General features: G+C 70.7%; 16 protein-coding genes and 3 tRNA genes. 11 read left to right on the top strand and 8 right to left on the bottom strand.

Annotated features, from left to right (window positions below):
* Positions 1 to 11: 11 nt before the first annotated feature.
* The 3 genes from L7N97_RS06425 to L7N97_RS06415 all read left to right on the top strand — a co-directional run bounded on the left by L7N97_RS06425 (position 12) and on the right by L7N97_RS06415 (position 2,872).
* On the top strand, positions 12 to 359 hold the full coding sequence (locus tag L7N97_RS06425; protein ID WP_237477504.1) for a molybdopterin oxidoreductase: 348 nt from the start codon (positions 12 to 14) through the stop codon (positions 357 to 359).
* Positions 360 to 689: 330 nt separating this feature from the next.
* Positions 690 to 2,402, top strand: coding sequence for an FAD-dependent oxidoreductase (locus L7N97_RS06420; RefSeq protein ID WP_237477503.1), 1,713 nt, complete (start codon positions 690 to 692; stop codon positions 2,400 to 2,402).
* Between the two features lie 41 nt (positions 2,403 to 2,443).
* On the top strand, positions 2,444 to 2,872 hold the full coding sequence (locus tag L7N97_RS06415) for a GFA family protein (RefSeq protein ID WP_237477502.1): 429 nt from the start codon (positions 2,444 to 2,446) through the stop codon (positions 2,870 to 2,872).
* A 344-nt stretch (positions 2,873 to 3,216) separates the two neighbouring features.
* Here L7N97_RS06415 and L7N97_RS06410 read toward each other — a convergent pair whose 3' ends face one another.
* Positions 3,217 to 3,846: an NUDIX hydrolase gene (locus L7N97_RS06410; protein WP_237477501.1), complete on the bottom strand. Its 630-nt coding sequence runs from the start codon at positions 3,844 to 3,846 to the stop codon at positions 3,217 to 3,219.
* A 330-nt stretch (positions 3,847 to 4,176) separates the two neighbouring features.
* Between L7N97_RS06410 and L7N97_RS06405 the strand changes: the two genes are divergently transcribed.
* On the top strand, positions 4,177 to 4,788 hold the full coding sequence (locus L7N97_RS06405; protein ID WP_237477500.1) for a DUF892 family protein: 612 nt from the start codon (positions 4,177 to 4,179) through the stop codon (positions 4,786 to 4,788).
* 86 nt (positions 4,789 to 4,874) lie between these two features.
* Here L7N97_RS06405 and L7N97_RS06400 read toward each other — a convergent pair.
* The 4 genes from L7N97_RS06400 to L7N97_RS06385 all read right to left on the bottom strand — a co-directional run bounded on the left by L7N97_RS06400 (position 4,875) and on the right by L7N97_RS06385 (position 6,064).
* Positions 4,875 to 4,951 (bottom strand) — tRNA-Asp (locus L7N97_RS06400).
* Between the two features lie 45 nt (positions 4,952 to 4,996).
* Positions 4,997 to 5,073: transfer RNA gene (locus tag L7N97_RS06395), tRNA-Asp, on the bottom strand.
* A 181-nt stretch (positions 5,074 to 5,254) separates the two neighbouring features.
* Positions 5,255 to 5,971 (bottom strand): COG3904 family protein, encoded by a 717-nt coding sequence (locus L7N97_RS06390; RefSeq protein WP_237477499.1) that lies wholly within the window; start codon positions 5,969 to 5,971, stop codon positions 5,255 to 5,257.
* A 20-nt stretch (positions 5,972 to 5,991) separates the two neighbouring features.
* A tRNA-Val gene (locus tag L7N97_RS06385) sits at positions 5,992 to 6,064 on the bottom strand.
* A 347-nt stretch (positions 6,065 to 6,411) separates the two neighbouring features.
* Here L7N97_RS06385 and L7N97_RS06380 point away from each other — a divergent pair.
* The 7 genes from L7N97_RS06380 (at position 6,412) to L7N97_RS06350 (ending at position 11,492) form a co-directional block, all read left to right on the top strand.
* Entirely contained in the window at positions 6,412 to 6,744 is a 333-nt protein-coding gene (locus L7N97_RS06380) for a DUF2849 domain-containing protein (protein WP_237477498.1), read from the top strand.
* Positions 6,731 to 8,401 (top strand): nitrite/sulfite reductase, encoded by a 1,671-nt coding sequence (locus L7N97_RS06375; protein WP_237477497.1) that lies wholly within the window; start codon positions 6,731 to 6,733, stop codon positions 8,399 to 8,401. The genes L7N97_RS06380 and L7N97_RS06375 overlap by 14 nt, the downstream gene beginning before the upstream one ends.
* A 5-nt stretch (positions 8,402 to 8,406) precedes the next feature.
* The gene (locus L7N97_RS06370) at positions 8,407 to 9,141 is read left to right on the top strand and encodes a phosphoadenylyl-sulfate reductase (RefSeq protein ID WP_237477496.1); all 735 of its coding nucleotides are present in this window, start codon (positions 8,407 to 8,409) and stop codon (positions 9,139 to 9,141) included.
* Positions 9,141 to 9,665, top strand: a complete 525-nt coding sequence (locus L7N97_RS06365) for a DUF934 domain-containing protein (protein ID WP_237477495.1) — start codon at positions 9,141 to 9,143, stop codon at positions 9,663 to 9,665. Before L7N97_RS06370 ends, L7N97_RS06365 begins: the two co-directional genes overlap by 1 nt.
* 87 nt (positions 9,666 to 9,752) lie before the next feature.
* The gene (locus L7N97_RS06360) at positions 9,753 to 10,058 is read left to right on the top strand and encodes a hypothetical protein (protein ID WP_237477494.1); all 306 of its coding nucleotides are present in this window, start codon (positions 9,753 to 9,755) and stop codon (positions 10,056 to 10,058) included.
* Positions 10,027 to 10,536 carry a hypothetical protein gene (locus L7N97_RS06355; protein ID WP_237477493.1) on the top strand — a complete coding sequence of 170 codons (510 nt, stop codon included), beginning with the start codon at positions 10,027 to 10,029 and terminating at the stop codon, positions 10,534 to 10,536. The genes L7N97_RS06360 and L7N97_RS06355 overlap by 32 nt, the downstream gene beginning before the upstream one ends.
* A gap of 65 nt (positions 10,537 to 10,601) precedes the next feature.
* Complete coding sequence (locus L7N97_RS06350; RefSeq protein ID WP_428981049.1) at positions 10,602 to 11,492, top strand: dienelactone hydrolase family protein; 891 nt, start codon at positions 10,602 to 10,604, stop codon at positions 11,490 to 11,492.
* A gap of 132 nt (positions 11,493 to 11,624) precedes the next feature.
* On the opposite strand, the gene L7N97_RS06345 is transcribed toward L7N97_RS06350, so the two are convergent.
* The 3 genes from L7N97_RS06345 to L7N97_RS06335 form a co-directional block, all read right to left on the bottom strand.
* Positions 11,625 to 11,855 (bottom strand): hypothetical protein, encoded by a 231-nt coding sequence (locus L7N97_RS06345; RefSeq protein WP_237477491.1) that lies wholly within the window; start codon positions 11,853 to 11,855, stop codon positions 11,625 to 11,627.
* A 165-nt stretch (positions 11,856 to 12,020) separates the two neighbouring features.
* Entirely contained in the window at positions 12,021 to 12,452 is a 432-nt protein-coding gene (locus L7N97_RS06340) for a GlcG/HbpS family heme-binding protein (RefSeq protein WP_237477490.1), read from the bottom strand.
* An 86-nt stretch (positions 12,453 to 12,538) separates the two neighbouring features.
* Positions 12,539 to 13,600: an ABC transporter ATP-binding protein gene (locus tag L7N97_RS06335; RefSeq protein WP_237477489.1), complete on the bottom strand. Its 1,062-nt coding sequence runs from the start codon at positions 13,598 to 13,600 to the stop codon at positions 12,539 to 12,541.
* Positions 13,601 to 13,602 lie beyond the last annotated feature (2 nt).

The raw sequence follows: 13,602 nt of genomic DNA, 5'->3' as shown, positions 1-13,602 counted from the left end.
GAACCAGCGCCATGCAGTCGCGACCCAGGACCATCACGGGCGTGTTCCCCTTCGTGGGGGCGGGGCTGGAGCATCCGGCGCCGCTCGCCGCGGGCGTGAGCTACCGCGTGCCGCCCGACCGGCGCGCCCAGGTGATCTACCTGCGCGCCGGCAACTCCGCCGCGGCGCTCGCCTGCCTGACGGTGACGCGCGACGGCCGGGTGATGCGGCTCTTCCCCGTCGGCGCCGGGGCGGCGGTCCACGTGCCGCTCGCCGTGCTGGAGGACCTGGAGCCCGACACGCTCGTGGAGGTGCTGGTGTCGGCGCCCGAAGGCGCGGAGGGCCACATCGTGCTCGACCTCGGGCTGATGGAGGTGTGACTTCGGCTTCCAAAGGCCGTCGGCCTTCGGCGAGGTCCCGGCACGACACCTTCGGATCAGTTCGACGCCGCCCGCGTTCTCCGCCGTCATCGCGAGCGTAGCGACGCGATCCAGGACTGTCGGGCGCCGCGCCGCGAGGCAGTTCGACCCGGGAGCGGCCCTTTTGGAACGCGGGGGCTGGATCGCGTCGCTCCGCTCGCGATGACGATCGCAGCCGTCCGATGACGGGTGGGGCGGTCCGGAAACCCAGCCATGCGCGGACACGTCCCCGCGTGGCACGGATCTCGCGAGCTTGTCCGCCAAACCCGCAGGCAGGATCGCGACCTCGACATGAGCAAACGCAAGCTGGTGGTGATCGGCAACGGCATGGCCGGGGCCCGCGCGGTCGAGGAGATCCTCAAGCGCGGCGGCGCGGACCAGTTCGACGTCGTGATGTTCGGCGACGAGCCGCACGGCAACTACAACCGCATCATGCTGTCCGGCATCCTCGGTGGCACGAAGACGCTCGATGACATCCTGATCAACACGCCCGATTGGTATGCAGAGAACGGCATCGTCCTGCACAAGGGCGACCGCGTGGTGGAGATCGACCGCGCCGCCAAGGCGGTCCGCTCCGCGGGCGGGCGCGTCGAATCCTACGACGTCCTGCTGATCGCCACCGGCTCGAAGGCCTTCGTGCCGCCCTTCAAGGGCGCGTTCGCGTCCGACGGCACGCTCAAGCCGGGCGTCTTCGCCTACCGCACCTTCGCGGACTGCGTGGGCATCGCCGAGGCCGCCAAGGCGGCCCGCAAGGCGGTGACGATCGGCGGCGGGCTGCTCGGCCTCGAAGCCGCGCGGGCGCTCGGCGACCTCGGATGCGAGTCGCACGTCGTGCACCTCGCCGGGCACCTCCTGGAGCTGCAGCTCGACGCCACGGGCGGCGGCATGCTGCGCCGGGCCATGGAGGGCTTCGGCCTGCACGTCCACACCGGCAAGGCCACCACCGAGGTGCTGGGCGAGGACCGCGTCACCGGCCTCGCCTTCAAGGACGGCACGACGCTCGACTGCGACATGGTGGTGGTGGCGGCCGGCGTGCGCCCCAACTCGGAGATCGGTCTGCGCGCCGGGCTGACGGTGGAGCGCGCGATCGTGGTCAACGACCACATGCAGTCGATCGACGACCGCTCGGTCTACGCGGTGGGCGAATGCGCCCAGCACCGCGGCAAGGTCTACGGCCTCGTGGCGCCGCTGTGGGACCAGGCCAAGGTCTTCGCCGAGCACGTCACCGGCCGCGACGAGCGGGCCGCCTACCACGGCTCCAAGCTCGCGACGAAACTCAAGGTGATGGGCGTCGAGCTCGCGTCCATGGGCATCACCGAGCCGCACGACGACGGCGACGAGGTGGTGCAGTTCGCCGAGCCGAAGCGCGGCACCTACAAGAAGCTGATCGTGCGGAACGGCCGGCTCGTCGGCGGCATCCTGATGGGCGACATCTCCAAGGCCGCCTACCTGATGCAGGCCTTCGACCGCGACGCACCGCTGCCCGAGGAGCGGCTGGCGCTGCTGTTCGACATCGGCGCCCCGCCCCAGGCAGTGTCGCTGGAGGAGATGCCGGCCGAGATGCAGGTGTGCAACTGCAACGGCGTCACCAAGGGCGCGATCGGGGCCTGCGTGGCGGCCGGCAACCGCGACCTCAGGGCCGTGATGACGGCGACCCGCGCCGGCATGGGCTGCGGCTCCTGCAAGGGGCAGGTCGACGCGCTGACGACCTATTTCCTCGAGCAGGCGCCGGCGCCCGCCGCCGCGCTCGCGGCCGAGGAGCCGTCGCGGCTCGACGGCCACGTGCAGGCGCGCATCCTCGAGGACGGCACCTTCTCGATGATGCCGGACACGGAGGACGGCCACTGCACGCCCGCGCAGCTGCTGCGCATCGCCGAGGTGGCGGTGCGCTACAACGTCCCCGCGGTGAAGCTCGTGGGGCACGACCGCATCGACCTCGTCGGCCTGCCGAGGGACGAGGCTGCCAAAGTGTGGAACGAGCTCTACATGACGGCTGCCGAGTAGGGCGGAGCGCGCGCGGCCGCGGCTCCGGCGCGGGGCACGCCATGGCTTTCACGGGTGGGTGCCAGTGCGGCAGGATGCGCTACAGCGCCGAGGGCCCGCGCGACCGCTCAAGCGTGTGCTACTGCCGCATGTGCCAGAAGGCGGGCGGCGCGCCCTTCATGGCTTTCGTGCGCTTCCCCGCCGCGCGGGTGAGCTGGTCCGCCCCGCCGGCCACCTTCGCGAGTTCGGAGGCGGTCGAGCGCGGGTTCTGTTCCGCCTGCGGCACGCCGCTGAGCTACCGCGACACGCGGGGGACGGACGTCAGCCTGACGATCTACAGCCTCGACGATCCGGGCGCGGTGGACCTCGAATTCTGCTTCAGCCCCGAGCGGAAGCCGCCCTGGCTCGACGCGTTGGAGGACCTCCGGCCCGTCGACCTCCAGGACGGCCCGGCCCTCGCCAGCCTGCAGCATCCCGACCGCCCGGACTGAGGACGGAGCCCCAATCTCCTCGACCGCCTTCATCCTTCGACACGGGCGCTCCGCGCCCGGCTCAGGATGAGGGGAGGTGGCACGAGGTCAGGGCTTTTCGCTGTCGGTCCGAGGCGGGCGCTGGCGAGGGGGCGGACGCCGAACCGAAGGCCGCCCGCCGACGAAAAAAGAGCCGCTGCGCCTCGCGGCGAGCGGCCCAAGTCTAGGGAGGAAACGCCCAAGAAGGGCGGTGCCCGAAGGCGCAGCCCCGATATGGACCAGAGGGCCACCGGCCGGTAGCCGCGCCGGCGCATGGCTCTGTCCCACGTCGGAAGGGGAGGGGCGACGCCCGCGCCGGGCCGGGGTCACGCGAGCGCGGCGTCGGAGCTGATCGAGCCTTCCGGGGCGTCCCGCGCCGCGTCGCGCCGCCCGACATGCTGGGTGAAGAGCGGCGCGCCGCCGTCGAGCTCGCCGCGGCCGGCGGCCTCCAGCACGTCGCGATAGACGAGGTGGCTGGGGTAGAGGTCGGCCGGCGGCGCTTCGAACCAGCGCAGGTCGCCGGCTTCGGGTGCCCGATCGCCGGTGACGAGCCGCCGGCCGGGCACGCCCCGCAGCGTCGCGCGATGGCAGAGCGAGACGGAATGGCCCCGGTCGTCGAAGATCTGGACGATCGCCATCGCCCGGTCCGCCACGGCGACGTCGCAGCCGAACTCGTCGCGCGCGCAGGCTTCGAGTCGGTGGCCGACCTCCTCCCTGTGGCGGATGATGCTGCCGGGCACGTGCCAGCCGCGGCCGAACGGGTCGTCGCGCCAGGCGAGCAGCACGCGTCCCGCCGCGTCCTGGACCAGGAGGTCCACGTTGACGGTCGCCACGACCTCGTTGACGAAGCGGAACAGCGGCCAGGGAAGCTCCGCGCCGCGGCCGTCGAGCCTGGCCAGCAGGCCTTCCAGCGTTTTCAGCTCCTCGGCCGACAGCGCCTCATCGTGACCTGTCATGCTCGCCCCCGCCCACGGCGCCGCTCGACGGAGAAAAGTCGACTGCGGGACACGTGTTCCGCGATCGAAGGGCGCGATCCCGCGATCTCCGGCATGACAGGCCGGCGCTCTGATCGACGGACCTGATCCCCTGCGGACTGCTTCGCCCCCCGAACGGAAGCCGGCCTGGCCCGGCGCGCTGGATGCCGTGGAGCCCGTCGATCTCGACGACCGACCGGCGCTGGCGAGCCGCAGCGGGCCGAGTCGGCGACGCGGCGTCGTCCCCTCACCGCAACAAGCGCCCGTCGCGAATGTTGCCCCCCGTCCGACGGGCACAGGGAAGACATGGCGATGGCGGCAGACCGGCAACTCTTCGAGGACGGACTGCGCCTCCTCTACGGCGCACACCGGCAGGGGGCCGCGCAGGCGGCGCGCAATTGCGAAACATCCGCCCTGCCCAAGCTGAGGCGGATGTTGCGGGCAGGCTCGAAGCAGAACCTCGTCCAGGCGGAGCGGCTGGAGCGCGTCTTCGCGCTGGTCGGCGCCACGCCCTACGCCCGGCACGACGCCGGCATGCAGGGCATCTGCGACACCAACGAGGCGGAGGTGGCGAGGCACCCGGGCGCGGCCGAGCGCGACCTCGTCAACATCGCCTACGGACAGGTGGCGGCGCATTTCTACATCGCGCGATACGGCACGCTGCGCAGCGAAGCACGGGCGCTCGGGCACGCCGAGGCGGCCAAGCTTCTCGACCGCACGATCGTCGAGACCCGCGCGATCGACCGCGCCTTCACGCGGCTCTACGAGCACCTGCTGGCGCGCCGCGCCTCGGCGCCTTACCCGGGCGAGAGCGCGCTCGCCACCACGGCAGCCCTGCATCCGGCCCTGACCTCGATCGCCGCGCTGGGCGGCCTCGTGGCCGCGATCGCACTGATCGGCATCGGACGATCGCGAACCCGCTGAAGGGCGAGGCGGCGCAGGTCAGGGATATCCGCGACCCACGGGCAAAACTGAACATCAGATAGGAAATATGAGGGGCCAGGACGGCGTGGCGAGAGAGACGGGACTCGAACCCGCGACCTCCGGCGTGACAGGCCGGCGCTCTAACCAACTGAGCTACTCCCCCGCGGACCGGCGAGGCCGGAACGCAAGTCATATCATCTGACCGAACTGGCGAGAGAGACGGGGCTCGAACCCGCGACCTCCGGCGTGACAGGCCGGCGCTCTAACCAACTGAGCTACTCCCCCGCGAACCGCGCTGCGTGTCGTCGCAGCGGTCTCGCTCGGTGAGGCGTGTCTACGGGGGGCCCCCGAGGGTGTCAAGCGCGCCGGTGGCGAGGGGCGGATTTTGTGAGGCGCGGCGCGGCGCCCGCCGGGACGGGAGCGGACGAGCCGCCCCTCCCGCGAGGGATCGGCGGTCCGCGCCGGCTCAGTGCAGGCGCGGCGTGCCCACGCGCCAGCGGGCGATCTCCTTCGGGGTGAGGATGTGGATGGAGGTCGGGTCGACCTGCTCGGCTTCCGCGATGGCCTCGGGGTTGACGCCCATCATCTTGGTGTATGCGCTGAGCGCACTCACGAGTTCGGGCGTGCCCTTGGATCGCACCGTGTCGTCGCCCAGGCCGAAGAAGCTGTGGCTGTAGATCGCCATCTGGTGGATGCCGAGGTGGCTCGACGGCGGGATGATGCGCCGCTTGCCGCCGAAGAAGGCGTAGACGCAGGCCGACATGCAGGAACTCGACATGACGTGGAGGTCGTCCGACCCGTCCACGGCGCGGGCCCGGGCGACCAGCACGGTGGCGCCGACCTGGCGCAGCACGAGGCCGAGCTTCATCGCCCCCACCACCGTGCCGCCGGGCGAGCTGAGCAGCACCAGCGGCCGGAAGTCCGGATCGCCGCCGTGCGCCTGCACGAAGGACAGGAAGCTCGCCGCCGTGTCGTTGGTGATCTCGCCCTGGGCGCTGATCACGTCCGCCTTGATCTCGGCGTTCGAGCAGCGGCGTTTGGCGCAGGGCGCCGGCCCGGCGATGGTGAGGAGTTCGAAGGACATCGGCTCGGCCGCCAGGGCGACGCCGCCCGGCAGGACGGCCGCGGTGGCGGACAGCGCCACCGAGACGGCGAGGCCGATCCTGGCGATGAGGGCGGACATCCGGCGCGCGCGGGGCGCGGTGGGCGGTGACGGGCTCGAACCGCCGACATTCTCGGTGTAAACGAGACGCTCTACCGACTGAGCTAACCGCCCGACGCTCTGGGATGCCACGCTTCTCAGACCTTCCGCTCTTGATCGGGGCCGGTCTCGGCTCCTGATCGGCGGTGGCGGCCCCCGGAATAGCCGGCTCCCGCACCGCTGACAAGGTGAGATGAGCATGGACCCTACAACCCCGCAAGGTGCGGAGCGTCGCGCCGGCCCGCTGCTCAGATGGCCGCCCGGCCGCAAAAACACAAATCTGTCATGTCCTATTTCATAATTCTCGTATTTTCAGTGGGGAATTCTATATCCGCTTCGGAACCGGCGGCATCGGCCGTTGCAGCCACCGGGGCGGCGTGCGACACGGCTCGCCCGGAACGACACCGCGAGCGAGTTCGCCCATGATGGCCCAGATCGTCACCGCCAGTCGCCTCGCCGACGGGGCGGTCGTGTTCCTCGACGCCGGCGGCGGCTGGAGCGAGCGGCTGGACCGGGCCGCCCTCTATTCCGGCAAGGCCGAGAGCGCGGCGGGGCTGGAGCTCGGCCGCGCCGCCGAGGCGGCGAGCCTGGTCGTCGACGTCTACGCGGTCGACGTGTCGACGGCCGGCGGCTCGGTCGTGCCCACCAAGCTCCGCGAGGCGATCCGTGCCCGCGGCCCCACCATTCTTCCCGCGTTCACCAAGCCCGGATCGACCCCGGCCGCGGTGCAGGAGGACGACGATGTATCGGTATGACGAGTTCGACGCCCAGTTCGTGGCGGAGCGGGTCGCGCAGTTCCGCGACCAGACCGGGCGCCGCCTCGCGGGCGAGCTGACCGAGGACCAGTTCAAGCTGCACCGCCTGATGAACGGCGTGTACCTGCAGCTCCACGCCTACATGCTGCGCGTCGCGATCCCCTACGGCTCGCTGCGCTCGAAGCAGATGCGGATGCTGGCCCACATCGCGCGCCGCTATGACCGCGGCTACGGGCATTTCACCACGCGCCAGAACATCCAGTACAACTGGCCGGCGCTGCAGGACTGCCCGGACATCCTGGCCGAGCTCGCGACCGTCGAGATGCACGCCATCCAGACCTCGGGCAACTGCATCCGCAACGTCACGGCCGACCACTTCGCCGGCGCCGCCGCCGACGAGGTCGCGGACCCGCGCCCCTATGCCGAGATCCTTCGGCAGTGGTCCTCGCTCCACCCCGAGTATTCGTTCCTGCCGCGCAAGTTCAAGATCGCGGTGACGGGCTCGACGCGCGACCGCGCCGTGATCCAGGCCCACGACATCGGGCTCCAGGTCGTGAAGGACGCCGCGGGCGCGCTGGGCTTCAAGGTCTACGTGGGCGGCGGGCTCGGCCGCACGCCGATGATCGGTCATCCCATCCGCGACTTCCTGCCAGAGGCGGACCTACTCGCCTACGTGGACGCGATCGTGCGCGTCTACAACCTCGAAGGGCGCCGCGACAACAAGTACAAGGCGCGCATCAAGATCCTGGTGCACGAGAAGGGCGCCGAGCCGATGCGCGAGGCCGTGGAGGCCGAGTTCGCCAAGGGCCCGAAGGGCCTGACGCTGCCGGCCGACGACGTGGAGCGCATCCGCGCCTATTTCGCGCCCCCGGCCCACGCGCAGCGCCCGGCCGCTTCGGACGCGGTGGCGGCGCGCCGCGCCGCGGACCCGCGCTTCGCCGCCTTCGTGGACGTCAACGTGGCGGAGCACCGCGAGCCCGGCTACGGCATCGTGACGATCTCGCTGAAGCCCATCGGCGGCATCCCCGGCGACGCCTCGGCGGAGCAGATGGACGCGGTGGCCGACCTCGCCGACCGCTACTCCTTCGGCGAGGTGCGCGTGAGCCACGAGCAGAACCTCGTGCTGACCGACGTCGCGCTCGACGACCTGCCGGCGCTCTACGACGCGCTCGACGCCGCCAAGCTCGCGACCCCCAACGCCGGCCTCGTGACAGACATCATCGCGTGCCCGGGCCTGGATTACTGCGCGCTGGCGACCGCGCGCTCGATCCCCGTGGCGCAGCGCATCTCGGAGCGCTTCGGCGACGGGGCGCGGGCCAAGGACATCGGCGAGCTCAAGATCAAGATCTCGGGCTGCATCAACGCCTGCGGCCACCACCACGTCGGCCACATCGGCATCCTCGGCCTCGACCGGAAGGGCGAGGAAACCTACCAGATCACGCTCGGCGGCTCGGGCGACGAGACCGCCTCGCTGGGCGACCTCACCGGGCCGGGCTTCTCGACCGACGACGTCGTCGACGCCATCGAGACCGTGGTCGACACCTACCTCGGTCTGCGCGAGGGGGCCGACGAGGGCTTCCTCGCCGCCTACCGCCGCGTCGGCATGGCCCCGTTCAAGAAGGCGCTTTACGAGCGCGACGCCGGCCGGGAGATCTGAACCCGATGAGCGCTCATGACGTGACGTTGTTCGGCGACCAGGTCGCGGCATCGCGGCTGGGCGCTCGTTTCGCGGCCATGGGGTCCGGCGCGCTGCTGCGCCTGGCCATCCAGGACCTGTTTCCGGGCCGCATCGCGCTGGTGTCGAGCTTCGGCGCCGACTCGGCCGTGCTGCTCCACATGGTGGCGCAGGTCGAGAAGGCGACGCCGGTGGTCTTCGTGGACACGGGCTTCCTGTTCCCCGAGACGCTGGACTACCGCGACGAGTTGGTGAACCTGCTCGGCCTCACCGACGTGCGGGCCGTGCAGCCCTCCGAGGAGGACCTCGCCGCGCTCGACCCCGAGGGCTTCCTGTGGTCGAGCGACCCCGACCGCTGCTGCGACATCCGCAAGGTGAAGCCGCTGGCCCACGCCATCGAGGGCTACGACGCCTGGATCACCGGCCGGAAGCGGTTCCAAAGCTCCACCCGCGCCGCCCTGCCGCTGTTCGAGGCCGAGGGCGAGCGGGTGAAGATCAACCCGCTGGCGGGTTGGGACGCGTCCGACCTCCTGCGCTACCTCGACCGGCACGCGTTGCCCCGCCACCGCATGGTGGCGAAGGGCTATCCCTCGATCGGCTGCATCCCCTGCACGTCGCCGGTGAAGCCCGGCGAGGACGCCCGCGCCGGCCGCTGGCGCGGCAAGGGCAAGACGGAATGCGGCATCCACCTCGGCATCCTTTCGGCCGGACAGGACATCTGATGCGACTCTACAAGGACGGGGCCTTCGTCGACGACCCGTGGCACAGCCTGCCCGAGGGCGAGCAGCCGGGCCAAGGACCGAACACAGGGCCGACCGTGATGTCGCTCAAGCAGTGGTCGGCCCTCGGGGCCGAAGGCCGGCGCGGCAGCAACGCGCCGGTCGGCGTGAAGCTCGACGCGGGCGAGATGGTGGACGCGATCCTGCCCGACCTCGACCGGCTGAGCCTCGTGGCCCTGTCCTTCCCGAAGTTCGGCGACGGCCGCGCCTTCTCCAAGGCGTCGATCCTGCGCGGCCAGCACGGCTTCAAGGGCGAGATCCGCGCCGTCGGCGACGTGCTGTGGGACCAACTCCAACTCATGCGGCGCTGCGGCTTCGACGCCTTCCTGATCGAGGACGGGCCGACGCTGCGCGCGCTGGAGGGCGGCAAGGCGCCCGTGATGACGGACTTCTACCAGCCCGGCCACGGTGGCTCGGAGCAGCCGGCCGACCCGAGGCGGCCGTGGGCGTGGCGGAGCGCGGGCTGAACGGTATCGATTTCGATCTGAACAGTTCCATCGCCGCGTCGCTTCAGAGGATCTTGCCCCGATTCACGGAGCTGTTAGCCTGAAGCTATGGGAATACAGCTCGATCTCGACAGGCTCGTCGGCAAGGTTGCCACCACATCCTTGCCGGGGCACGATATCGCGAGCATTGCGACCGCACCGGATGTTGACGCGGACGGTCTGGAAGGCCTTCGGGTGACGGTCGTGCTGGTGGGCGACGACGCGAGCCTGAGCGGCGATGAGATGGCGAACGTCATCGTGGACCTGCGCCAAGCGCTGCAGGCGGTCGGAGACGACAGGTTTCCGTTTGTCGATTTCACAAACGAGAGCGAACTCGCAGCGGATGCCGATTCTCAACCCGGACCACCTGCTTGAGCAGGCGGAAAGGCTGGTCGCAGCACCGCTCGCCGGCCCGCCTCGGCAAGTCGACCTCCGCCGTGCGGTATCGAGCGCCTACTATGCTCTGTTCCACGCGACGTTGACAGCCCTCGCCGACGAGGTGGTCGGAGCATTTCATCAGAACACGCTTCGCTACGCTCTGGTCCATCGCAGCGTCGACCATCGCGCCATCAAGGAGCTCTGCCTCACACTGTCAAAGAGGGCGCCGCCAGCGAAATATGCTCCGTTCGCGCCGACGGGTTTCTTCGGGCGAGATTTCCTCATCTTCGCGGGCACGTTCGCCGCTTTGCAGGAGGAGCGTCACCGCGCCGACTACGATGTGGGCGCGCGTTACAGGATGTCGAATGCTCGGGCTGCGATCGCGCAGAGTCGAAGCGGGCTCGCGGCGTTCAGAAACCTACCCGCGCCGCAGAAAAAGATGTTTCTGACTCTGCTTCTCTGCCCACCACGCTGAGGCTTGGCTCTTCGAGCGGATGGGAAGTCGTTCGACCCAAGGTGCCTCTGAGGACCACGCCCATGATGTTCCGCAACACCCAACCCCAGCACCCCGACCAGCTTCCGCGGCCCGGCGAGGTCCCGACCGCCGACCGCCGCACCTTCCTGGTCGCCGCGCTCGGCACCGGCTTCGCGCTGGCGGCCGACCCCGTGATGGCGCAGGTCATCACCACGCCGGCGGACGGGCTCGTGGCCGGCGAGGTCAAGATCCCCACCGCCGACGGGCAGATCCCCGCCTATCGCGCCATGCCGGAGGGGGCGGGGCCGTTCCCGGTCATGGTGGTGATCGAGGAGATCTTCGGCGTCCACGAATACATCAAGGACATCTGCCGCCGTTACGCGAAGCTCGGCTACCTCGCGGTGGCGCCGGAGCTGTTCGCCCGCCAGGGCGACCCCGCCCACGCCGACGTGAGAACCATCGTCACCGACATCGTGCCCAAGGTGCCGGACGCACAGGCGATGGGCGACCTCGACGCCACGGTGGCCTATGCCACGACGAACGGCGGCAGGGGCGATCCCACGCGGGTCGGCGCCACCGGCTTCTGCTGGGGCGGCCGCATGATCTGGCTCTACGCCCGCCACGACCCGAAGCTGAAGGCGGCCGTGGCCTTCTACGGCATCCTCGGCGGCAAGGCCTCGCCGCCGACCGCGATAAAGCCGCAGAACCCGCTCGACTTCGGCCACGACGTGACCGTGCCGGTGCTGGGCCTCTACGGCGGCCACGACGACAACATCCCGCCGGACCTGATCACGGCCATGCAGGCCGAGTTGAAGGGCACGAGATCCGAGATCGTCGTCTACCCCGACGCGCCGCACGGCTTCTTCGCCGACTACCGCCCGAGCTACCGACCCGACGCCGCGCGCGACGCCTGGGGCAAGGCGCAGAGCTGGTTCAGGGACCACGGGCTGGCCTGATCCGGTCTCGCCCGGCTCGGCGGCGGCGAGCATGGCGTGATGCGGCATCCGCTCGATCGCTCCGCGACGCGGATGCCGGCCTCGCTCGAGCGCCGCCTGGGCTGCCGTCAAGGCATCCGGCCGGATCCCGGATCAGTCGTCGCGGTCGATGCGCCGCGTCCCGTGGTGATGGTTGCTCCGATGCGACACGCGCGGCTGCGTGGTGCCGGCCGTCGGCGCAGGGTCGACGGCCGGCGGCTCAGCCGTCTGGACCTCCGTTTTCCGAAGCTCCTCGATCGCCGAATCCGCCGAGGCCGGCATCGGCGCGATCACGATCGCCGACAGGGACGCAGCAACGAACGCTGCGCTCAAGAGTACACGCATGAGGACCTCCCGAATATGTTCTGGTCCTCAAACAAACCGCTCTCCGATGCGGTTCAGCAATCCCCGCTCAATAATCGGATGATTGCTGAAATTTTAGGATGTCCTCATCTCGGGTCAGATGCGGCGGAGATCTCTACAGGCGAAAGCCTGGCTTTGGATTTCGCCTCAAGCGCCCGTCTCGGCCTTGAGCCCGGCGGCTTCGATGCCGGCGACCGCGCAGATCTCGTCGTTGTCGCTGAGGTCGCCGGACACGCCGACGGCGCCCACCACCTCGCCCCCGTCGAGGATCAGCACGCCGCCCGGCGCCGGGACGAGCGAGCCGCCGACCGCGTGGGTCGCCGCCGCTACGAAGGTCGGGCGCTCGGCCGCCATCTTGGCGACCGCGCGCGAGCCGATGCCCATGGCGAGCGCGCCGTCGGCCTTGCCGCGGGCGATCTCGCCGCGCTTGAGGCTGGTGCCGTCCTGCGCCGCGAAGGCCTTGAGCGCCCCCCGCGCGTCGAGCACCACCACGGCGAGCGGCTTGAAGCCGTGCTCCGTGCCGGCCTTCAGCGCGGCGTCGAGGATGGTGCGGGCGTGGTCGAGGCTGAGGAGCGGCATGGCGGTCCGGTATCCGTGGAGTGTGGGGCGACCCTGCCGCGCGGCGGCGCGGGGTGCAAGGGGGCCGGCGGCGCGGCGGGTGGGCGCTAAGCGCTGTCGAGCGGCACGAGGTCGTCGGGCGAGAAATGCAGCGTCACGCGCTCGCCCGGGCTCGGCGGCGGCAGGCCGGGGCTGTTGAAGCGGTCGAGCACGATGCGGTCCTGGCCCAGCCCCACCTTGATCCGCACCACAGCGCCGAGGAAGGCCACGTCCTCCACTGTGCCGCCGAGGCGGTTGCAGCCGTGGCCCGGGTCCTGCAGCGACACGGCCTCGGGCCGCAGCGCCAGCGTGCAGTCGGCGCCCTCCGCGGCCGCGATCTGACGGCCGACGCGGGCCTCCTGCCCGTCGATGCGGATCGCGCCGGCCCCCGCGTCGACGACGCGCGCCTTCAGCACGTTCAGCGTGCCGATGAAGGAGGCCACGAAGCGCGTGCGCGGCCGGTTGTAGATCTCGAACGGCGTGCCGAGCTGCTCGACGCGGCCCTCGCTCATGACCACGATCCTGTCCGACATGGACAGGGCCTCCTCCTGGTCGTGGGTGACGAACACCGTGGTGATGCCGAGGTCCCGCTGAAGGGCCTTGAGCTCGTCGCGCAGCGCGACGCGCACCTTGGCGTCGAGCGCGCTCAAAGGCTCGTCGAGCAGCAGCAGCTTCGGCCGGGTGGCGAGCGCGCGGGCCAGCGCCACGCGCTGCTGCTGGCCGCCGGAGATCTGGTAGGGGTAGCGGTCGGCGAGGGCGCCGAGCTTCACGACGTCCAGCATGGCGGCGACGCGCTCGCGCGTCTCCGCGGCGGACGCCTTGGCGACCTTGAGCCCGAAGGCGACGTTGCCCGCCACCGTCATGTTGGGGAACAGCGCGTAGTTCTGGAACACCATGCCGACGCCCCGCGCGCTCGGCGGCAGGTGCGTGACGTCGCGCCCCGCGATGCGGATCGTGCCCGAACTCGCGCTCTCGAAGCCGGCGATCATGCGCAGCGTCGTGGTCTTGCCGCAGCCCGAGGGGCCGAGGAAGGTGATGAACTCGCCGGGCGCCACGTCGAGGTCGAAGCGCTGCACCACCTGATGGTCGCCGTAGCTCTTGGTCAGGCGGTCGATCGACAGGAAGCTCATGG

Source organism: Lichenibacterium dinghuense (assembly GCF_021730615.1).
Classification (GTDB): domain Bacteria; phylum Pseudomonadota; class Alphaproteobacteria; order Rhizobiales; family Beijerinckiaceae; genus Lichenihabitans; species Lichenihabitans dinghuensis.
The sequence above is the reverse complement of the archived record's forward strand: the minus strand, read 5'-3'. Positions and strand labels throughout refer to the sequence as shown.